Annotated in this window: 19 protein-coding genes and 1 tRNA gene; 16 read left to right on the top strand and 4 right to left on the bottom strand. The window is 71.0% G+C overall.

Features of this window, described 5'->3' with window-relative positions; translation table 11 throughout:
* Nucleotides 1–123: 123 nt before the first annotated feature.
* Nucleotides 124–1059 (top strand): phosphodiesterase, encoded by a 936-nt coding sequence (locus tag RWH45_RS09335; RefSeq protein ID WP_315994639.1) that lies wholly within the window; start codon nucleotides 124–126, stop codon nucleotides 1057–1059.
* On the opposite strand, the gene RWH45_RS09330 is transcribed toward RWH45_RS09335, so the two are convergent.
* A complete protein-coding gene (locus tag RWH45_RS09330) occupies nucleotides 1010–2590 on the bottom strand; it encodes a stealth conserved region 3 domain-containing protein (protein ID WP_315994638.1) in 1581 nt (526 codons plus the stop codon). The two genes, RWH45_RS09335 and RWH45_RS09330, sit on opposite strands and share 50 nt — an antisense overlap.
* Nucleotides 2591–2830: 240 nt before the next feature.
* Here RWH45_RS09330 and RWH45_RS09325 point away from each other — a divergent pair, with 240 nt between their 5' ends.
* The 7 genes from RWH45_RS09325 to RWH45_RS09295 all read left to right on the top strand — a co-directional run bounded on the left by RWH45_RS09325 (nucleotide 2831) and on the right by RWH45_RS09295 (nucleotide 9552).
* Nucleotides 2831–3763: a 4-(cytidine 5'-diphospho)-2-C-methyl-D-erythritol kinase gene (locus tag RWH45_RS09325; RefSeq protein ID WP_315994637.1), complete on the top strand. Its 933-nt coding sequence runs from the start codon at nucleotides 2831–2833 to the stop codon at nucleotides 3761–3763.
* Nucleotides 3764–4023: 260 nt separating this feature from the next.
* Nucleotides 4024–4326, top strand: a complete 303-nt coding sequence (locus RWH45_RS09320; protein WP_315994636.1) for a DUF427 domain-containing protein — start codon at nucleotides 4024–4026, stop codon at nucleotides 4324–4326.
* A gap of 13 nt (nucleotides 4327–4339) precedes the next feature.
* The gene (locus tag RWH45_RS09315) at nucleotides 4340–5164 is read left to right on the top strand and encodes an ABC transporter ATP-binding protein (RefSeq protein ID WP_315994635.1); all 825 of its coding nucleotides are present in this window, start codon (nucleotides 4340–4342) and stop codon (nucleotides 5162–5164) included.
* A complete protein-coding gene (locus RWH45_RS09310; protein WP_315994634.1) occupies nucleotides 5161–5841 on the top strand; it encodes an ABC transporter permease in 681 nt (226 codons plus the stop codon). Before RWH45_RS09315 ends, RWH45_RS09310 begins: the two co-directional genes overlap by 4 nt.
* Nucleotides 5838–6599 carry an ABC transporter permease gene (locus RWH45_RS09305; RefSeq protein ID WP_315994633.1) on the top strand — a complete coding sequence of 254 codons (762 nt, stop codon included), beginning with the start codon at nucleotides 5838–5840 and terminating at the stop codon, nucleotides 6597–6599. The genes RWH45_RS09310 and RWH45_RS09305 overlap by 4 nt, the downstream gene beginning before the upstream one ends.
* 38 nt (nucleotides 6600–6637) lie before the next feature.
* The gene (locus RWH45_RS09300) at nucleotides 6638–7555 is read left to right on the top strand and encodes an ABC transporter substrate-binding protein (RefSeq protein ID WP_315994632.1); all 918 of its coding nucleotides are present in this window, start codon (nucleotides 6638–6640) and stop codon (nucleotides 7553–7555) included.
* Nucleotides 7556–7758: 203 nt separating this feature from the next.
* Nucleotides 7759–9552 (top strand): ABC-F family ATP-binding cassette domain-containing protein, encoded by a 1794-nt coding sequence (locus RWH45_RS09295; RefSeq protein WP_315994631.1) that lies wholly within the window; start codon nucleotides 7759–7761, stop codon nucleotides 9550–9552.
* Between the two features lie 88 nt (nucleotides 9553–9640).
* Here RWH45_RS09295 and RWH45_RS09290 read toward each other — a convergent pair whose 3' ends face one another.
* Nucleotides 9641–10153 (bottom strand): hypothetical protein, encoded by a 513-nt coding sequence (locus RWH45_RS09290; RefSeq protein WP_315994630.1) that lies wholly within the window; start codon nucleotides 10151–10153, stop codon nucleotides 9641–9643.
* The gene (locus RWH45_RS09285; protein ID WP_176776666.1) at nucleotides 10150–10602 is read right to left on the bottom strand and encodes a MarR family winged helix-turn-helix transcriptional regulator; all 453 of its coding nucleotides are present in this window, start codon (nucleotides 10600–10602) and stop codon (nucleotides 10150–10152) included. The genes RWH45_RS09290 and RWH45_RS09285 overlap by 4 nt, the downstream gene beginning before the upstream one ends.
* A 140-nt stretch (nucleotides 10603–10742) precedes the next feature.
* On the opposite strand from RWH45_RS09285, the gene RWH45_RS09280 reads away from it, so the two are divergent.
* From RWH45_RS09280 to RWH45_RS09245, 8 genes are all read left to right on the top strand, one after another.
* Nucleotides 10743–10814 (top strand) — tRNA-Gln (locus tag RWH45_RS09280).
* Between the two features lies 1 nt (nucleotide 10815).
* Nucleotides 10816–12264: a bifunctional UDP-N-acetylglucosamine diphosphorylase/glucosamine-1-phosphate N-acetyltransferase GlmU gene (glmU, locus tag RWH45_RS09275; RefSeq protein WP_315994629.1), complete on the top strand. Its 1449-nt coding sequence runs from the start codon at nucleotides 10816–10818 to the stop codon at nucleotides 12262–12264.
* Nucleotides 12254–13288, top strand: coding sequence for a ribose-phosphate diphosphokinase (locus tag RWH45_RS09270; RefSeq protein WP_315994628.1), 1035 nt, complete (start codon nucleotides 12254–12256; stop codon nucleotides 13286–13288). Before glmU ends, RWH45_RS09270 begins: the two co-directional genes overlap by 11 nt.
* A gap of 313 nt (nucleotides 13289–13601) precedes the next feature.
* Complete coding sequence (locus RWH45_RS09265) at nucleotides 13602–14096, top strand: hypothetical protein (RefSeq protein ID WP_315994627.1); 495 nt, start codon at nucleotides 13602–13604, stop codon at nucleotides 14094–14096.
* A 5-nt stretch (nucleotides 14097–14101) separates the two neighbouring features.
* Nucleotides 14102–14980: an FAD:protein FMN transferase gene (locus tag RWH45_RS09260; protein ID WP_315994626.1), complete on the top strand. Its 879-nt coding sequence runs from the start codon at nucleotides 14102–14104 to the stop codon at nucleotides 14978–14980.
* A gap of 31 nt (nucleotides 14981–15011) precedes the next feature.
* On the top strand, nucleotides 15012–16565 hold the full coding sequence (locus tag RWH45_RS09255; protein ID WP_315994625.1) for an FAD-dependent oxidoreductase: 1554 nt from the start codon (nucleotides 15012–15014) through the stop codon (nucleotides 16563–16565).
* A 20-nt stretch (nucleotides 16566–16585) separates the two neighbouring features.
* Complete coding sequence (locus RWH45_RS09250) at nucleotides 16586–17062, top strand: NUDIX domain-containing protein (RefSeq protein ID WP_315994624.1); 477 nt, start codon at nucleotides 16586–16588, stop codon at nucleotides 17060–17062.
* Nucleotides 17059–18027, top strand: coding sequence for a S41 family peptidase (locus tag RWH45_RS09245; RefSeq protein WP_315994623.1), 969 nt, complete (start codon nucleotides 17059–17061; stop codon nucleotides 18025–18027). Before RWH45_RS09250 ends, RWH45_RS09245 begins: the two co-directional genes overlap by 4 nt.
* 108 nt (nucleotides 18028–18135) lie before the next feature.
* Here RWH45_RS09245 and RWH45_RS09240 read toward each other — a convergent pair whose 3' ends face one another.
* Nucleotides 18136–19581 (bottom strand): sensor histidine kinase, encoded by a 1446-nt coding sequence (locus tag RWH45_RS09240; protein WP_315994622.1) that lies wholly within the window; start codon nucleotides 19579–19581, stop codon nucleotides 18136–18138.
* Nucleotides 19582–19660: the final 79 nt, after the last annotated feature.

Genomic DNA, 19660 nt, shown 5'->3' with positions numbered 1-19660 from the left:
CGCCCGTCAGGCAATTCTTGACGTGTTCACCACGCGTTCCTGAAACATGCCGGTAACATTTCGAGCCAACCGGGAGCATCACGCCGGTGACGAGGTCGTACCCGACGGCCCGAGAGGAACGAGATGCGCTACGCCGAGTACCCCCGCGCCGAACGGGTGCTGCTGCACCTGAGCGACACCCACCTCCGTGCCGGCGGTGCGCCGCTGTACGACGACGTCGACTCCGAGGCTTATCTCGCCCGGGCGGTCGCGTCGATCGAGGCCTCCGGCATCCGTCCCGACGCGCTCGTGTTCACCGGCGACCTCGCCGACTTCGGCGAGAGCGACGCCTACGACCGGGTCCGCGCCCTCGTCGAGCCGCTCGCGCAGCGCCTCGCGACGCGCGTGGTCTGGGTCATGGGCAACCACGACGACCGGGCCGCTTTCCGCTCTCAACTGCTCCCCGGCGACACGGCGGAGCCGACGGCCCCGGTCGACCGCGTCGACGAGTTCGACGGCCTGCGCATCGTGACCCTCGACACGTCGGTCCCGGGAGCCCACCACGGCGAGGTCACCCCCGCCCAGCTGCGCTGGCTCGCCGAGGTGCTCGCCACCCCCGCGCCCCTGGGCACGATCCTCGCCATGCACCACCCGCCCGTGCCGAGCGTCCTCGACCTCGCGGCATCCGTCGAGCTGCGCGATCAGCGCAGCCTCGCCGAGGTGCTCCGCGGATCCGACGTGCGCGCGATCCTCGCGGGGCACCTGCACTACTCGACGTTCGCGACGTTCGCCGGCATCCCCGTGTCGGTGGCCTCGGCCACCTGCTACACGCAGGACCTCATGGTGCCCGTCGGCGGAACCCGTCCGCAGGACTCCGCCCAGGGATTCAACCTCGTGCACGTCTACGACGAGACGGTGGTCCACTCGGTCGTGCCGCTCGCCGCCAGCGCGGCCCTGCAGTACGTGGATGCCGAGGAATCGCAGCGACGGCTGCGCGACGCCGGCGTCGTGGTGCCGGCGTCGCGGGCGTTCAGCGGACCGGTGTCGCCGCCGACGACGCCGTTGCCGATCCTTCGCTGACCGCTTCCTTCTCCCACGGCGCCGCCACGGGGAAGTACCGCTCGAGGCAGGCGCGCAGCGCGGGCACGCGCACCTCCTCGGGGATCTCGGGCACGCTGCCGTCATTGAGGCAGAACATGTCGGTGTCGCGACGCGACACGAGGCGCTCCATCGTGCGCAGCGAGTCCAGCTGCGTCGTCTGCACGTAGCGGGTGCGCGGCTCGGTCGTGACGATCGCGCGGCCGGTCGCCAGGGCGTAGTAGTGGTAGAGGCTGTTCGTCACCGAGATGTCGGTGGCGGAGCGGAAGCGGCTGGCCGCGGTGCGGGCGTAGTCGTCGGCGAACTCGCGCTCGAGCTCGAACGCGACGGAGCGGCGCAGCGGGGTGGCGCAGTGCTCCAGATCGAGCGTGATGACGCGCCCGAAGCGCTCCTTCAGCAGCGCGCGGTTCACGCGCAGGCCGTTGTCGTGACCGGAGCGCTCGATGTGCGCCGGTCCGCTGCCGATGCGGACACCGCTCTCGACGAAACGGCTCACGCCGCCGCCGCTGAAGAACAGCTCCGGCGTCACCGGGCGACCGAAGAACATGTCGTCGTTGCTGTAGAGGAAGTGCTCGGCCAGCCCCGGGATGCGATGCAACTGCGCCTCGACCGCGTGCGAGTTGTGCGTGGGCAGCACGGAGGGGTCGGCGAAGAAGTCCTCGCTGCGCACGATCGTCACCTTCGGGTGATCGGCGAGCCACTCAGGGGTGGGGGAGTCCGTCGCGATGAAGATGCGTCGCACCCACGGCGCGTACATGTGCACGCTGCGCAGCGCGTAGCGAAGCTCGTCGACCTGGCGGTAACGGGCGGCGTTGTCGTCGCCGTCGCCCACGACGTAGCCCTTCATCCGCGCCGCGCGCTGGCGCTGGAACTCGCTCGACGAGCCGTCGACCCACGAGAAGACCATGTCGACCTCGGCGGTGAACTCGTTCGGGTGCGGGTCGAACATGCCCGACACGGTCATCCACCGGCGTCCGTAGCGCTCGATCTCGACCAGGTCGAGGTCGGCTGCGGCGAATCGCCGGCGGGTGAGGGCGCTGGGGCGGGGCGCCTCGATCGTCTTCTCGCCGAAGCGCCAGAGTTCGAGCCGCGGCGCGAGCGAGGCGCCGTAGCGGTAGGAGCCCTCGGTCGAGGTGCGCGGACGGAAGACGGCGTACGCCTGCACCGAACCGGCGGAGGGGTGCACGCTGTGCGCGGGCACCGGGTCTTCGCCGCGGGCCTTGAGGTAGATCGGCCCGAGCTCGGGGTCGCGCAGTGCCGTCAGCGCCGCCTCGGCGTCGGCGGTGTCGACCACGAGCTTCGGGCGACGGTTCGCGTCGCGCACGAGCAGCACGCGCACGCCGGCCGCTTCGATCGCGGATGCCGCGGTGAGCAGGTCGTCGCGCTCGGCGATCGAGGGGGTCGAGGTGTCGTCGACGACGTGCAGGATGCCGTCGTGCATCCGGATATCGGAGCGGGAGAGCAGCGCGCGCCAGGGGTCGGTGTCGATCGACAGGGGGACCATCGGGCGCATACTGCCTCCTCGGGGGTAGGTGACGGGTTCCGGACACCGTAAGGTTCCGGGGTTACGAAGACGTTTCGGCGGCGACGCCGAACGGCGGGGAGCGGAGCGCTACTGTCGAGGAGTGACTCTCATCGCTCGCTCCGGCCCGGTCTGTCCCGAACCGCCCTGCGAGCGACGGCGGGAAGCGGGCCGACGTTCCAGTTTCGCACACGCCGGGGCCTCGCGGCGCACGGGTGAGCGGGGGCTGTCGTGAGCCTCACCACCCCCGCGTCCGTCCGCGTGCGCGCGCCCGGGAAGATCAACGTCTTCCTCGAGGTCGGCGACGTGCAGGACGACGGGTACCACGAACTCGCGACGGCGTTCCAGGCCGTGTCTCTCTACGAGGAGATGATCGCCACCCCGGCCGACGACTTCGCGATGTCGGTGAGTGCGAAGGGTCCGGTCGACATCGAGGGCGTTCCCACCGACGACCGCAACCTCGCGATCCGCGCCGCCCGGCTGCTCGCGCGAACGGCCGGTGTCGACCGCGGCGCGCACTTCGCGATCCGCAAGGCCGTTCCCGTGGCCGGCGGTATGGGCGGCGGGTCCGCGGATGCGGCGGCGGCCCTGGTCGCCTGCGATGCCCTCTGGGGGCTCGGGATGCCGACGAGCGAGCTCGCCCACTTGGCGGCGCAGCTGGGGGCCGACGTGCCGTTCGCCCTCCTCGGCGGCACCGCCGTGGGCACGGGCCGTGGTGATGAGTTGAGCCCGGCCCTGGCGCGCGGACGCTTCGACTGGGTGCTGGTCACGAACGAGGTCGGCATGTCGACGCCGGTGGTCTACGGCGAACTCGACGCCCACCGCGAACGCCACGCGGTCGACATCGGACCCGCCCGGCGGGTCCCGGCCGTCGACCCCGACGTGTTGCACGCCCTGCGCCAGGGGGATGCCGGAATGCTCGCCGCGACCCTGCGCAACGACCTGCAGGCTCCGGCGCTTCACCTGCGGCCCGACCTGGCCCGGGTCCTCGAACGCGGAGAGAGCTCGGGCGCTCTGGCGGGTCTCGTATCGGGGTCGGGGCCGACCCTCGCCTTCCTCGCCGCCGACGAGTCGTCGGCGATCGATCTTCAGGTGACGCTGAGCGCTGCCGGTCACGTGGCTCTCCACGTGCACGGACCGGTGCCCGGAGCCCGCGTCGTCTGACCCCGCCGCGCCCCCGGTCCCTCGACCGTGTCGGGGGACCCGCGTCGCGGCAGAGGCGGCTGAGCCTGTCGAAGCCACCGGTCCCCATGTCCCCGGTCCCTCCGGCCGATCCGGGTCGCCTCGCAGGAGCCGGGCACCATAGCCCAGGTCGACACACGGAGCAATCTTCCGCTGACGCGTTCCGTACCTCGCTAGCCTCGACCGAGGTGGATCGTCACCCGTCGGCGCTGTGCCCGCGGGGCGCCACGGAGGGGGTACCCATGAAGGCAGTTCTCGACGGCGTCGTGATCGCCGAAGCCGACCGCGACGACCTGGCCTCGATCGAGGGCAACTGGTACTTCCCGCCGCAGGCGATCCGCGAGGGGGCTCTGCAGAAGAGCCCCACGGCCTACACCTGCCCCTGGAAGGGCGCCGCGCAGTACTGGAACGTCTCCCTCGACGGTGCCGAGCTGAAGGACGGCGCATGGTCGTACCCCGACCTGCGCGACGGTGCCGTCGAGCGCGTCGGGAAGGACTTCGCCGGCTACGTGGCCTTCGACCGCAAGGTCGTGGTCTCCGACTGAGGCGGCGATTCGCATGATCGAGTTCTCGGCCGTCTCCAAGGTCTTCCCTGACGGCACCCGCGCCGTCGACGACTTCCACCTCGTCATCCCCTCGCGCAAGACCACCGTCTTCGTCGGCTCCTCGGGCTGCGGGAAGACCACCCTCCTGCGCATGATCAACCGCATGGTCGAGCCCTCGTCGGGCACGATCTCCATCGACGGCGACGACATCGGCGGAAAGGCCGCCGTGCAGCTGCGACGCAGCATCGGCTACGTGATGCAGAACTCCGGTCTGCTTCCGCACTTCACCGTCGCCGACAACATCGCCACGGTTCCCGTGCTGCAGGGCCAGAACCGCAAGACCGCACGCACGCGCGCGCTCGAGCTGATGAAGACCGTCGGCCTCGACACGGCGATGGCCGACCGTTACCCGAGCCAGCTCTCGGGCGGCCAGCAGCAGCGCGTGGGCGTCGCCCGGGGCCTCGCCGCCGACCCCAACATCCTGCTGATGGACGAGCCGTTCGGCGCCGTCGACCCGATCGTGCGCGACGAGCTGCAGCAGGAGCTCCTGCGGCTGCAGAGCGAGATCGGCAAGACGATCGTCTTCGTCACTCACGACATCGACGAGGCCTTCCTCCTCGGCGACCAGGTCGTCATCCTCGAGAAGGGCGCCAAGATCGCCCAGGTGGGCACGCCGAGCGAGATCGTGGAGAACCCCGCGAGCGACTTCGTGGCGAGCTTCATCGGTGCCGTCAAGGGCAAGCGCGCACTCCACCTCAAGCAGACGCCGACCGGCACGGTCGTGGTGGATGCCGAGGGCCGCACGCAGGGCGCCCTCGTGGAGGATGCGCGCCCGTGAACTGGGTCGGCAACAACCTCGACCTCATCGGGCAGCTGACGCTGGTGCACCTGCGTCAGAGTCTGATCGCCCTGGTCGTCGGCTTCGTCATCAGCGTCCCCCTCGGCTGGGTCGCCTGGCGGTACCGTCTGGTGCGCAGCGGCGTCATCACGATCACGGGGCTGCTGTACACGATCCCCTCGCTCGCGCTGCTCATCCTCGTGCCCGTGGTCACCGGCTGGTACAGCATCGTCAGTGAGACCAACCTCATCGTCGCGCTCGCGATCTACGCCGTCGCCATCCTCGTCCGCGCCGTCGCCGACGGTCTCGATTCGGTGGATGCGGGCGTCCGCCAGGCGTCCACCGCCATCGGCTACGGCTCGTTCCGCCGCTTCATCGCGGTGGAGTTCCCCCTCGCCGGACCCGTGGTGCTGGCGGGTCTTCGCGTCGCCTCGGCGAGCACGATCGCGCTGGCCACGGTCGGCATCCTGGTCGGCATCCAGAACATCGGCTACCTCTTCACCAACGGACTGCAGCGCCGGATCATCCCGGAGGTCTTCGCCGGGGTCGTCGCCGTCGTCGTGCTCGCGCTGGTCATCGACCTCGTGCTGGTGATCGCGGGGCGCCTGCTGATGCCCTGGACCCGTCGTGCCGCGGTGCCCTCGGCGCGACGCGCACGGACGGCGGTGGCCGCGTGAACCTTCTCGGAGATGCCATCGGGTGGATCTTCTCCGGCGATCCCGGCCGCGGGTTCGATGCCATCCCGCTCGCGATCGGCGTACAGCTGCTCTACACCCTCATCGCGGTGGTCATCGCGGGCGTCATCGCGATCCCGCTCGGGTGGTACATCGGCCACACGGGTAAGGGACGAGAGATCGCCGTCGCGATCTCCGGGGCCGCGCGTGCGATCCCGTCGTTCGGACTGCTCATCCTCCTGACCCTCCTGCTCGGCGTGCTGCACAAGCCCGAGGCGGCGGTCATCTCGTTCGTCGTCCTCGCGATCCCCTCCCTCCTGGCCGGGGCGTACACCGGCTTCGAGGCGATCGACCGGCGCGTCATCGACGCCGGCCGATCGATGGGCATGACCGAATCGCAGATCCTCTGGCGCATCGAGGTGCCGCTCGGACTCCCGCTGCTGGTCGGCGGCATCCGCGCCGCGACACTGCAGGTGCTCGCGACCGTGACGATCGCCGCCTACATCGGTCTCGGCGGTCTCGGGCAGTACATCATCGCAGCCATCCCGCTGCGTCGCTTCGACATCCTCATCGGCGGCGCGATCCTCGTGGCCGTTCTCGCCCTCGTCATCGACGGCCTGTTCGCCCTGCTCCAGCATCTCGTCGTGCCGCGCGGCATCCGCGCCGCCGGCTCCGCGCAACCGCAGCGACGTTCTGCGCGTCAGCGCCGTGCCGAGGCCATCGCCGTCGGCGCCCCCGCCGTGCCGCCCGCGACCCCCTGACCCACCCGAATCCCGCATCACCAGAAAAGAGAGCACCCATGTTCACAGCACGAACCCGGAAGGGCCTCGGCGTCTTCGCCGGCCTCGCTGTCGCCTCGATCGCCCTCGCCGGCTGCAGTGGCGGCTCGAGCGACCCGCTGAGCAACGGCGGCGGCGACGCGTCGGCGTCGTCCGACACCATCGTCGTCGGCTCGCAGGCCTACTACTCGAACGAGATCGTCGCCGAGATCTACGCCCAGGCCCTCGAGGGCGCCGGCAAGACGGTCACGCGCCAGTTCCAGATCGGCCAGCGCGACGCCTACATCCCGCTGCTCGAGGACGGCACCGTCTCGGTGTTCCCCGAATACACCGGCAACCTCCTGCAGTTCTTCGACGCCGAGACCACGGCCCGCACCGCGGACGACGTGTACGCGGCGCTGCCGGCGGCGCTTCCCGAGGGCCTCGAGGTGCTCGACCAGTCCGACGCGACCGACCAGGACTCGTACACCGTGACCGCGGCCTTCGCGCAGGCGAACGGCCTCACGAGCATCGCCGATCTGGCCAAGGTCACCTCGGGCGTCACGCTCGGTGGAAACGCCGAGCTCGCCGAGCGTCCCTACGGCCCGACCGGCCTGCAGTCGACCTACGGCGTGAACGTGCAGTTCTCGCCGACCGGTGAGACCACGGTCGACGACCTCGTCGCCGGCACCATCCAGGTCGCGAACGTCTACACGGCCGACCCCCGCATCCAGACCGACGACCTCGTCACGCTGACCGACCCGAAGGGCCTGTTCCTCGCGTCGAACGTCGTGCCGGTCGTCAACTCGAACGTCGCCTCCGAGGTGTCCGACGTGCTGAACAAGGTCAGCGCGGCGCTCACCCCCGAGGGCCTCGTCGAGCTCAACGTGAAGTCGACCGTCGACCAGGAGTCGACGCCCGACATCGCCAAGGAGTGGCTCGCCGCCAACGGCTTCTGAGCCCGTTCCGCAGTGCGGGGCCGTCCGGTTCGCCGGGCGGCCCCGCCGTGTTTCCGCGGCCGGGTCGGCGGCATCCTGCGCCCGAGTCGCCGTCTCACGGCGTCGAAATCGCCCTTGCGTCGGCGCTGCCGCGTGAGCGGGAGGGAGGATGCCGCGACCGCGGCGCTCGGGCGGGTCACCGCACCGCGTAGCCTGGGACGGATATGGCACATCTGCTCGGGGGCGAAGCCCTGCACCTGGAATACCCGACCAAGGTCGTGTTCGACTCCGTCTCGCTGGGAGTGAACGAGGGCGACCGCATCGGCATCGTCGGCCGCAACGGCGACGGCAAGTCCAGCCTGCTGGGCATGCTCGCCGGCATCCGCGAACCCGACGGCGGGCGCGTGACGGTGCGCGGGGGAGTGACGGTCGGGGTGCTGGACCAGCAGGACACCCTCGACGACGACGACACGATCGGACAAGCGGTGGTCGGCGACCGCCCCGAGCACGAGTGGGCCGGCGACGCCCGCACGCGAGACGTCATCGCCGGGCTGCTCGGAGACCTGCCCTGGGATGCCAGACTCGGCGAGCTCTCCGGTGGTCAGCGGCGTCGCGTCGCTCTGGCGAAGCTGCTCTCGGGCGACTGGGACGTGCTGTTCCTCGACGAGCCCACCAACCACCTCGACGTCGAGGCCATCACCTGGCTCGCCGGACACCTCAAGAAGCGCTGGGCGCCGAGCGCCGGCGGGCTGCTCGTCGTCACGCACGACCGGTGGTTCCTCGATGAGATCTGCAACACCACGTGGGAGGTGCACGACCGCCTCGTCGAGCCCTTCGAGGGCGGGTACGCGGCGTACATCCTGCAGCGCGTCGAGCGCGACCGCCAGGCGGCATCCATCGAGCAGCGCCGTCAGAACCTCGCGCGCAAGGAGCTCGCGTGGCTGCGCCGCGGGGCGCCGGCGCGCACGTCGAAGCCGAAGTTCCGCATCGACGCCGCGAACGAGCTCATCGCCGACGTCCCCGAGATCCGCGACAAGGTGGCGCTCCAGTCGCTCGCGGTCGCGCGGCTCGGCAAGGACGTCGTCGACCTGCTCGACGCGGGCGTCGCGTTCGGCGACAAGACGGTGCTGAAGGACGTCGAGTGGCGGATCGCGCCGGGGGAGCGCACCGGCATCCTGGGCGTCAACGGCGCGGGCAAGTCGACGCTGCTGAACCTGGTGACCGGATCCCTCGAACCCACCAGCGGACGCGTGAAGCGCGGGAAGACCGTCAAAGTCGCCACGTTGACCCAGCGCCTGGACGAACTCGACCAGCACCTGGACGACCCGGTGCGCGTGGTCATCTCGAACCTCCGCACCACCTACGCCTTCGGCACCGGGTCGAAGGCGCAGGAGCTGACCCCCGGGCAGCTGCTGGAGCGCCTCGGGTTCTCGAGCGCCCAGCTGTCGACCCCGGTGAAAGACCTCTCGGGTGGGCAGAAGCGGCGCCTGCAGCTGCTGCTGGTCATCCTCGACCAGCCCAACGTGCTGATCCTCGACGAGCCCACCAACGACCTCGACACCGACATGCTCGCGGCCATGGAGGACCTGCTCGACTCGTGGTCGGGCACCCTCATCGTCGTCTCCCACGACCGGTACTTCCTCGAGCGCGTCACCGACCAGCAGTACGCGATCCTGGATGCCAAGCTCCGCCACCTCCCCGGGGGAGTGGACGAGTACCTGCGCCTGCGGGCGCTCCAGGATGCCGAGCCCTCCCGCCCCGCGGCATCCGGTGGGTCAGTGGCTCCGGCGGGGCTGCAGGGCGCCGACCTGCGCGCCGCGCAGAAGGAGGCCTCGGCCGCCGAGCGCAAGATCGAGAAGCTGCAGCAGCAGATCGACAGGGCGAAAGCCGCCCTGGCCGACCACGATCAGTCGGACTACGTCGGTCTGGGCAAGGAGATGGAGCGCATCAGCGCCTTGGAGGACGAGCGCGACGAGCTCGAGGGACGCTGGTTCGAGCTCACGGAGGCGATCGGCTGAGCCCGAGCGCCGCTACTCGCGCCGTTCCGGATGCCGCAGCTGCGGCCTCCGGGTCGTCGCCCCCGCGATCGGGTGCGACCCGCGGGCCTCAGTGGATCGCGTACTCGAGGATCGCGATGAAGACCCCGAGACACGCGGTCGCGAACCCGCCGACGAGCCGCCCGAAGAGGCGGGCGCCGCGGCGGCGATAGGCGCTGTAGCCGAGCAGGAAGAGCACCACGAACGTCGACCACATCGACAGCTCGGACGCGTCGTCGATCGGCATCCCGGTGACACCGGCGTACACCAGCACCAGCACCGAGGGCACAGAGGCGTACAGCATGCCGGCGCCGTGGCGCATCCCCTCGCGCGTGGCGTGGCGCAGGCCGTGGTCAGCGTGCTCGGTGAGCGTGTGGGCGAAGACGTGGGCGATGAAGAAGACCACGAGCGAGGTCGACGCGCTCAGCAGCACCTCCCACACCGTTTCGGCGTGGTCGTCGGCGATCGTGACGAAGGCCGCGAAGACGATCAGGCCGTAGATGGCCGCGGGGGAGCGGAAGCGCACGTCGAACCACGCGCGCACGCGCGCCCATCGAGAGGGGGAGGAGACGGGGGCGCTCATGCGTCGAATCCCAGGCTCAGCTTGCGCAGCAGTGTCGCGAGGCGCTCGCGGTCGTTCTTCGCCAGACCCTCCAGCAGCAGAGCCTCGGCGTCGACGAGGCGCGTGATCGCGGCATCCACTCGCACGCGTCCGTCATCGGTAAGGGTCACCAGGATGCTGCGACCGTCGCCGGGGTCGGCCTCGCGCCGCACGAAACGGCGGGCAACGAGGCGGTCGATGCGGTTGGTCATCGTGCCGCTCGACACCAGCGTCTGCTGCAGCAGCTGCTTCGGGCTCAGCTGGTACGGCTCTCCCGCACGCCGCAGGGCCGAGAGCACGTCCCACTCCCACGACTCGATGTCGCTGCGGCGGAACGCCTCCTTGCGCGCGATGTCGAGGTGGCGCGAGAGCCGCGCCACGCGCGAGAGCACCTCGAGGGGGGAGAAGTCGAGATCGGGGCGCTGCCGCATCCACGCATCGACGATGCGGTCGACTTCGTCGCTGTCCCGGCTCACTCCCTCATTATGGCGAGAGGACGCCGTGGTCGTGGCGTCGGGAGGGTGCGGAGGGCCGACGTCTGGCAGACTTGACCGGTGCCCGCGGGCACCGGTCCGCCGTGGTGTAACGGCAGCACGACAGCCTTTGGAGCTGTTAGGTCCAGGTTCGAATCCTGGCGGCGGAGCATGACATCACCGACCGAGTTGGCCGTCGTCGTCCTCGCTGCGGGTCAGGGCACCCGCATGCGGTCGCGTCTTCCCAAGGTGCTGCATCCGGTGGGCGGTCGTCCGCTCGTCGGACACGTGCTCGACACCGCGGCATCCCTCGACCCGGCCCGCATCGTCGTGGTCGTGCGGCACGAGCGCGAGCTCGTCGCCGAGGCGGTGTCGGAGCTCGCCCCCGGCGTCGTCGTGGTCGATCAGGACGAGGTCCCGGGCACCGGGCGCGCCGTCGAGGCCGCACTCGACGCGCTCGACGGGTTCGAGGGCGACGTGCTCGTGCTCAGCGCCGACGTGCCGCTGCTCGAGACCGGCACCCTCACCGAGCTGCTCGCGACCCACCGCACCGGCGGAACGGCCGTGACGCTCCTGAGCGCCCGCGTCGACGAGCCCTTCGGCTACGGCCGCATCCTGCGCGACGAGACCGACGGTGTGCGCCGCATCGTCGAGCAGAAGGATGCCACGACCGACGAGGCCGCGGTCACCGAGATCAACGTGGGGGTCTACGTCTTCCAGGCGGCACCGCTGCGCGCCCAGCTGGCGCTCGTGGGCACCGCCAACGCGCAGGGCGAGAAGTACCTCACCGACGTGATCGGACTGCTCCGCGACGCGCAGCTGGGCGTCGCGGCATCCGTCACCTCCGATGCGGCGGCCGCCCTCGGCGTAAACGACCGCGTGCAGCTGTCGGAAGCCGGACGCACCCTCAACGCCCGGACGGTACGCCGCTGGCAGCTCGAGGGCGTCACGGTGGTCGACCCGGCGACGACGTGGATCGACGTGACGGCAACGCTGGCTCCTGACGTGACGATCCTGCCCAACACGCACGTGCGCGGAGCGACCGTCATCGCCTCGGGCGCCACGATCGGCCCCGACACCAGCCTCGTGGACTGCGAGATCGGTGAGGATGCCACGGTCACGCGCACCGACGGGACTCTCGCGGTCGTCGAGGCGGGCGCAACCGTCGGTCCCTTCGCCTATCTCCGCGCGAACGCCCGCGTCGGCGTCAAGGGCAAGGTCGGCACCTTCGTCGAGGTGAAGAACTCCTCGATCGGAGAGGGCAGCAAGGTCCCGCACCTGTCGTACATCGGCGACACCGAGATCGGCCGCGGGGTCAACCTCGGCGCCGGCGCGATCACCGCCAACTACGACGACATCGCCAAGCACCGCACCGTCATCGGCGACGATGTGCACAGCGGATCGCACAACGTCTTCGTGGCGCCGGTTACGATTGGAGCCGGTGCCAAGACGGGTGCCGGGGCGGTGATCCGCAAGGACGTTCCGGCCGGTGCTCTGGCGCTCAGCGTGTCCCCCCAGCGCAACATCGAGGGGTGGGTCGAGAAGAACCGACCGGGCACCGCGGCGGCCGACGTGGCTGCGCGGGCTCGGGCTGAACAGGAAGCGGCCGATGGCTCGTAAGAAGAATCGTGTAGACCTCGACCGCGACAACGGCATCGCCCCCGGGCTCGTCGCCAAGACCAAGAAGAGGCTCGTCGTCGCCTCCGGCCGGTCGCATCCCGAACTGGCGAAGCAGGTCGCCGAGCACCTCGGCACCGAGCTGGCCCCCACCGAGCACCGCACCTTCGCCTCGGGCGAGATCTACACCCGCTTCGAGGTGTCGATCCGAGGATGCGACGTTTTCGTCGTGCAGTCGTTCGGACCGCCGGTCAACGAGTGGCTCATGGAGCTGCTCATCATGCTCGACGCCCTCAAGCGCGCCTCCGCCAAGCGCATCACCGTCGTCGCGCCGTACTTCCCGTACTCGCGGCAAGACAAGAAGGGCCGCGGACGCGAGCCGATCAGCGCTCGTCTCGTCGCCGACCTGCTGAAGACCGCGGGCGCCGACCGGATCATGAGCGTGGACCTGCACGCCGCGCAGATCCAGGGCTTCTTCGACGGCCCCGTCGATCACCTCTTCGCCAAGCCCGTGCTGCTCGAGCACTTCGAGCAGGGGCTCACGGGGGAGGACCGCGAGACCCTCACCGTCGTCTCTCCCGACATGGGCCGTGTGCGCGTGGCCGACACGTGGTCCGACAGCCTCGGCGCTCCGCTCGCGATCATCCACAAGCGTCGCGACCCGAAGGTCGCCAACCAGGTCTCGGTGCACGAGATCGTCGGTGACGTGAAGGGCCGCACCTGCCTGCTCGTCGACGACATGATCGACACCGGCGGCACGATCCAGAAGGCCGCGCAGGCGCTCAAGGCGTCCGGAGCCCGCAAGGTCATCGTCGCCGCGACCCACGCGATCTTCAGCGATCCCGCCACGGAACGGCTTCAGGATGCCGCGATCGACGAGGTCGTCGTCACCGACACCGTTCCGCTGTCCGCCGAGCGCCGTTTCGATCGCCTGACGGTGCTGCCGATCGCACCGCTGCTGGCCCGCGCCATCCACGAGGTGTTCGAAGACGGCTCGGTCACGAGCATGTTCGGCGGGGACGCGTAAGCGCCCTCCCCGCCTGTCGCGACGCAGCCGCCTCCCCGCCGGGAGGCGGCTGCGCCCGTTTTCCCACGGTCGCCAGGTGGCTGGGCCTGTCGAAGCCACCGGTCCTCGCTGGGTGAGGTGGCTGCGTCCGTTTTCCCGACGCTCGTCAGGTGGCTGAGCCTGTCGAAGCCACCGGTCCCTTCGACAAGCGCTGAGACCTCCCGCGTCGCCTCCGCTCATAGCCGGCACAAAGGTATGAACCGGGGAGCCGTGAAGGTCGTGTCCCTACCGTGAGCATGCACGCGCCGCGAGGCACGACCGAAGGAGGACCCTCATGATCCGCACCACAGCCGTACCCCGTCCCGTCCGCGTCGGGACCGCCCTCCTGGGCGTCGCCGGCATCGTCACCCTGGCCGGGTGCGCGGGCGGCACGACCGACGCCGCCGCTCCCGCCGAGACGACCGCGGCCCCCGCCGCCTCGTCCGCCCCCAGCGCGAGCGCGAGCTCCGCCACCGGCTCCGCGACCTCGGGCACCTACGCCGACGGCACCTACGAGGCCACGGGGCAGTACGCGACCCCCGAGAGCGTCGAGACGATCGACGTCACCCTCACGATCGCGGGCGACACCGTCACGGCCGTCGAGGTGACCGGCGACCCGCAGGCCGCGGAGTCCAAGCGGTACCAGAGCGAGTTCATCGGCGGCATCCAGGACGAGGTCGTCGGCAAGAAGCTCGACGAGATCTCGGTGAGCAAGGTCGCCGGATCCTCCCTCACCAGCGGCGGCTTCAACACGGCCGTCGAGACCATCAAGACCGAGGCGAAGGCCTGACCGAGATGAGCACTCCGACCGCGACGGGCTCGACGTGGGCCTTCGACGCGATCGGCACTTCGTGGGCGATCGACTCGGCCGCACCCGTGCCGCCGGTCGCCCGCGATGCAGTGACCGCCGTCGTCGAGCGGTTCGACCGCGAGTGGTCGCGCTTCCGCGACGACTCGGTGGTGTCGGCCCTCGCGGACGGGCGTGCGGCATCCGTCGACCTTCCCGGTGACGCGGATGCCATGCTCTCGCTCTACGACGAACTCGATCGGGCGACCGGGGGTGCCGTCAATCCGTTGATCGGCGACGCCCTCGCCCGGCTCGGCTACGACGCGCGCCTCTCCCTCGCGCCGCAGGGCGACCCTGTCGCGGCACCCGACTGGCGCCGGGACCTGTCGTGGTCCGACGGGAGGCTGCGGCTCGCGCGTCCCGCCACGATCGACGTGGGGGCGCTCGGGAAGGGGCGTCTCGTCGACCTCGTCGTCGAGGCCCTCTCCCCGCACGTCGGCGGCGACCTGATCGTCGACGCCTCCGGAGACCTCGCCGCTCGCGGGGACCCCGTGCGCGTCGGCCTCGAGCACCCCTACGACCCCACGCGGGTGATCGGCGTCGTCACGGTGGAGGATGCCGCCCTCTGCGCCTCGGCCATCAATCGCCGCGCGTGGGGCGACGGCCTCCATCACGTTCTCGACGCGCGCACCGGCGCTCCCGTCCGCGCGTATGCGGCGACGTGGGCGCTCGCCGACACCGCGATGCGCGCCGATGCCCTGGCGACGGCGCTGTTCTTCGACGGCGGGCCCGAGCTCGCGGCATCCTGGGATGCGCAGTGGGTGCGCATGCGCACCGACGGCCGGGTTGAGTGGTCGCCCGGTTTCTCCGGCGAGATCTTCGCCTGACCCTCTTCACCCCTCGGAAGGGACCCCTGTCATGAGCACCACGCTCACCGCCGGCTCCACCCGCGTGCGCGGTCTCATCGGCCGTGTCTCGATGTACCGCCTGGTCCTGTCATCGCTCGGACTGCTCGCGATCTTCTCGCTCGTGCTGTCGTTCGCCGGTCTGGTCGTGCCGGAGCCGCTCGAGCTCGTCGTCAGCGCCGTCGTCCTGGTCGCGGCGTGCGCGGTGACCGATCTCGTCGCGCAGAGCGTGCTCCGGATGCCGCGCCGCCTGGAGTCCTCGCTCATCACTGCCGCGATCCTGCTGTTCGTGCTGCGCCCGAGCGTCGAACCGCTGGGCATCGCGGGTCTCGTACTGGCCGGGGTCGTGGCATCCGCGTCGAAGTACGTGCTGGCGTGGCGGGGGCGCCACATCTTCAACCCCGCGGCGGCCGGTGCGACGGTTCTGACGATCGTGAGCATCTGGGCGCCCGATCTGGGGTCGTCGGCGTGGTGGGTGGGTTCGCCGTGGCTCGCGGCGCCGGTTCTGGTGCTGGGAGTGCTGTTGCTGCTGCGCACCGACAAGCTGCCCGTCGTCGCGACGTTCTGGGTCGTGGCCATGACGGTCGCGTTCGTCCGCACGACCGTTCAGTTCACCTCCGCGGGGTTCCCGGTCGACGTGCCGAGCGTGCTGGTGCAGGTGGCCTTCTCGTCGCCGTTCCTCTTCCTCGGGGCGTTCATGCTCTCGGAGCCGCTCACGCTGCCGCCGCGCCGCGCTCAGCAGCTCCTCGTCGCCATCGTCGTGGGCGTGCTGGCCGGGTGGCCGCTCGCGGTCGGGGGGATCACCCTCGGCCAGGAGCGGGCGCTGCTCGTGGGCAACGTCGTGGCGTTCCTGTTCTGCCTGCGAGCGGCCGTGCGGTTGCGCGTCGAGGAGCGGCGCGATCTGACCCCCACCGTGCGCGAGCTCACCTTCCGCGCGGCGCGTCCCTTCTCGTTCGCCCCGGGCCAGTACCTGGAACTCGACGTGCCGCACCGTCGGCCCGACCGCCGCGGTACGCGCCGTGAGTTCTCGATCGCTTCGGCACCCGAAGACCTGCCCGAGGTGCGCATCGCTTTCAAGGACGGGTCGCAGTCGTCGTACAAGCGCGCCCTCGCCGCCGTCGCGCACGGCTCCACTCTCGCGGTCACGGGCGTGTGGGGCGATTTCGTCCTTCCGGCGCGTCCGACCGCCCCGGTGCTCATGGTCGCGGCCGGCATCGGGGTCACCCCCTTCGTCGCGCAGCTGCGCCACCTCGTCGCCACCGGCCAGGAGCGCGACGCGGTGCTGGTGTACGTGGTGTCGGAGGCGGCGGAGCTGGCCTTCCGTGACGACATCGCGGCCAGCGGCATCCCCGTCGTGGTGTTCTCGCGCGACGAACCGGGCGACCTCCCGGCGGGCTGGACGTGGGCGGGGCCGGATCGCGTGGATGCCGGTGCGCTGCTGCGCGCGGTGCCCGACATCGCGCAGCGCGCGGCGTACGTCTCCGGTCCGCCGCGGCTGATCGCCGCCCTCGCGCCGGCGCTCGCGAAGGCGAAGTCGCTCACGACCGACGCCTTCGCGGGGTACTGAGCACCGGTTACAGTGAGCCGGTGCCCACACCGGACTTCGTTCTCGAGCTGCGTCGACACGTCGGTACGGTTCCGCTCCCCCTCGTGGGGGTGACCGCCGTCATCCGCCGCGGCGACGAGGTGTTACTGGGGCGCCGCAGCGACAACGGCCGGCTGACTCCCCTCACGGGCATCGTCGACCCGGGGGAGGAGCCCGCCGACGCCGCGGCGCGCGAGGCGCTGGAAGAGGCGGGTGTCGGGATCGGCGTCGACCGCCTCGCCTGGGTGCATCAGATCCCGCGCGTGACCTACGCCAACGGCGATCGTGCCGACTACCTCGATCTGGTCTTCGCGTGCCGGTGGCTGTCGGGGGAGCCGACGCCGGTCGACGGCGAGATGACCGACCTCGGGTGGTACGACGTCTCGCGCGTCGACGAGGTGCTCGACGCCGAGATGGCGGCGCGGGTGCGCGCTGCTCTCACGCCGGGTGCGACGCGGTTCGAGGGCGGCGGGCGGTGACGTCCCGCCTCCGCGTCGTCATCGGCGTCGCGCTCCTGGGCGCGCTGTCCCTGCCGGGGTGCACGGCGGCCGACGACGACGTGGCCGCCTACGTCGACCGCGCCGTCGCCGAGATGCGCGACGGCATCCATGCCGACACCGCCGAGTTCCAGGATGCCGTGACCGCGGCGGAGGGCGAGCTGAAAGCGCGGGAGACGATCAGCGATGCGCACGCCGGTCTCGGCGAACTGGCGGTGGCGGCCGGCGGCATCCATTCGTTCTTCCTCACCCCCGCGGAGGCTATTGCAGCGCGGTCGGTGGATCAGCCGGGCGCGACGTTCCCGGTGCCGTCGGTGTCGACGTTCGAGGGCATCTCGACCGTGTCGCTGCCGTCGTTCAACGGGCAGTCCGCGGAGGCCGAGGAGCGGTACCGATCCGCCGGGCTCACGGCGATGAAGCGGGCGGCGGACGCCACCACGTGCGGGTGGATCGTGGACCTGCGCACGAACGGCGGCGGCAACGCGTGGCCGATGCTCGCCGTGGCAGCCCCGCTGCTCGACGACGGCGACGTCGTGGGTCTGCGCTCGCGGGAGGGCGAGCTGGCGTGGGCGCGCGTCGAGGGCGGCGGCGTCGTGTCGACCCCCGGAGACGCCGGCACCGAGACGCCGGGCGGCTTCACGATCGACGCCCCCGTCGCTCTGCTGACGTCGACGACCACCGCAAGCGCCGCCGAGATCGTGGCGATCGCCTTCGCGGGTCAGGCCGACACCGTGCGCGTCGGCGCGCGCACGGCGGGTTTGACCACCGGCAACGAGGTGCGCGAGCTCAGCGACGGCGCAAGGCTGGTGCTGACCACCTCGTACGACGTCGACCGCACGGGCACCGTCTACGACGGCCCCCTCGAGCCCGATGTCGTCGCGCCGCCCGGCAGCGTCCCGAGCGACCTCGAACGGGCCCGTGACGAGCTGCGCGCCCGCTGCACCTGACGGCCCGGGCCGGCCGACGCAGCGCGGACCGTGACGACCCGCACCGAACGCTCCCACCCGGTCGCCCGGACCGTCCGGCTCGCACCGGGTGGGCTCAGACCGTCCGGCTCACGCCGGGTCGGTCGGTTTCGCGGGCAGACGCACCTCGAATGTCGTGTCGCCGGGAGCGCTGCGCACGGTGATGGTGCCGTTGTGGGCGTCCACGATCGCGCGCGCGATCGAGAGGCCGAGTCCCGTGCCGCCGGTCTTGCGGTCGCGCGAGCGATCGGCGCGGGCGAAGCGCTCGAACAGTTGCGAGGCCACGGAGGGGTCGATGCCGGGGCCGTCGTCGTGGACGCGCAGCACGGCCTCGGTGCCCTCGTGCGCGACCGACACGGTCACGGTGCTGCCGGCGGGCGTATGGGTGCGGGCGTTGGCGAGGAGATTCGCGATCACCTGGTGCAGCCGTGACGCGTCGCCGGCCAGCTCGACCGGCTCGTCGGGGACCTCGATGCTCCACGAGTGGTCGGGGCCGGCCGGGCGGGCGTCTCCGACCGCCTCGACCGCGAGCTGCGTGAGATCGACCGATCCGTAGACGAGCTCCTGCCCCTCGTCGAGCCGCGCGAGCAGCAGCAGATCCTCGACGAGAGTGGTCATGCGCAGCGACTGCGCCTGGATGCGCTCGAGCGACTGTTCGGTGGTCTCGACCGCGAGAGCGGTGCGCTGGCGGCTCTCGTCATCCTGGGCCTGCCGCATGGCACGCAGCGACAGTTCCGAGAATCCTCGGATGGATGCCAAGGGGGTGCGCAACTCGTGACTGGCGTCGGCGACGAACCGGCGCATGAGTTCCTCGTTGCGCTGGCGGGCCGACAGCGAGGCGTCGACGCGGTCGAGCAGGGTGTTCAACGCCAGGCCGACCTGCCCGATCTCGGTATGGTCGTCGACCTGGTCGGCGGGGACGCGCTCGGTGATCGACACATCGCCCTGGTCCATGCGCAGCGAGGCCACCCGGGTGGCGGTCTCGGCGACCGAACGGAGGGGACGCAGACCGAGGCGGATCACGATCGCGATGATCGCGCCCAGCAGCAGCAGACCGCCGGTGGTGACGAGGGCGACGGTGGTGAGGATCGCTCCGATCGTGCTCGTGACGCTCGAGAGGGGCAGACCGACGAGGAAGAGGCTGTCGCTGCCCGGGGACTGGAAGGTGCGGACCAGATACTCGCCGAGATTGGGGAGTTCGACGGTCTGAGCGTTCGAGTCCGCCGCCGCTTGCAGGCTGTCGGCGATGCGACTGAGGTCGTCCGTCGACAGGGCGCGGGCGCCCTCGTCGCCCACCACGGCGCCGGTGATGCCCGTACCGCGGGAGTTCATGACGAGCAGCGTGCCCGGATCGAAGAACCCGGATGCCAGCACTTCCTCCGCCGAGCTCTGGAACGCCGCGCGCGGCTGGATCGAGGCCGCGGCCTCGTCGACCTGCGCCCCCAGGTTGACGTAGAGGACGCCGCTGAGGATCGCGCTGGTGGAGATGCCGATCATCACGAGGATGAAAGCGACCATGCCGATGACCGCCGTCATGAGGCGCGCCTGAAGCGTCCAGGGTCGCCGCCGCAGCCGCTGGAACCGGGTCTCGGTCGCGGATGCGCGTGGGGGGACC

Source organism: Microbacterium galbum, from assembly GCF_032464915.1.
In the GTDB taxonomy this organism is placed as follows: Bacteria; Actinomycetota; Actinomycetes; order Actinomycetales; family Microbacteriaceae; genus Microbacterium; species Microbacterium galbum.
This window is presented reverse-complemented; position numbering and strand designations above follow the sequence as displayed.

Coding starts and splice junctions, on each gene's coding strand:
- RWH45_RS09240 (WP_315994622.1), bottom strand. CDS start 19,581: ATGACGGCGGTCATCGGCATGGTCGCTTTCATCCTCGTGATGATCGGC.
- RWH45_RS09270 (WP_315994628.1), top strand. CDS start 12,254: ATGGCTCGTAAGAAGAATCGTGTAGACCTCGACCGCGACAACGGCATC.
- RWH45_RS09285 (WP_176776666.1), bottom strand. CDS start 10,602: ATGCGGCAGCGCCCCGATCTCGACTTCTCCCCCCTCGAGGTGCTCTCG.
- RWH45_RS09290 (WP_315994630.1), bottom strand. CDS start 10,153: ATGAGCGCCCCCGTCTCCTCCCCCTCTCGATGGGCGCGCGTGCGCGCG.
- RWH45_RS09265 (WP_315994627.1), top strand. CDS start 13,602: ATGATCCGCACCACAGCCGTACCCCGTCCCGTCCGCGTCGGGACCGCC.
- RWH45_RS09255 (WP_315994625.1), top strand. CDS start 15,012: ATGAGCACCACGCTCACCGCCGGCTCCACCCGCGTGCGCGGTCTCATC.
- RWH45_RS09320 (WP_315994636.1), top strand. CDS start 4,024: ATGAAGGCAGTTCTCGACGGCGTCGTGATCGCCGAAGCCGACCGCGAC.
- RWH45_RS09295 (WP_315994631.1), top strand. CDS start 7,759: ATGGCACATCTGCTCGGGGGCGAAGCCCTGCACCTGGAATACCCGACC.
- RWH45_RS09335 (WP_315994639.1), top strand. CDS start 124: ATGCGCTACGCCGAGTACCCCCGCGCCGAACGGGTGCTGCTGCACCTG.
- RWH45_RS09300 (WP_315994632.1), top strand. CDS start 6,638: ATGTTCACAGCACGAACCCGGAAGGGCCTCGGCGTCTTCGCCGGCCTC.
- RWH45_RS09315 (WP_315994635.1), top strand. CDS start 4,340: ATGATCGAGTTCTCGGCCGTCTCCAAGGTCTTCCCTGACGGCACCCGC.
- glmU (WP_315994629.1), top strand. CDS start 10,816: ATGACATCACCGACCGAGTTGGCCGTCGTCGTCCTCGCTGCGGGTCAG.
- RWH45_RS09260 (WP_315994626.1), top strand. CDS start 14,102: ATGAGCACTCCGACCGCGACGGGCTCGACGTGGGCCTTCGACGCGATC.
- RWH45_RS09330 (WP_315994638.1), bottom strand. CDS start 2,590: ATGCGCCCGATGGTCCCCCTGTCGATCGACACCGACCCCTGGCGCGCG.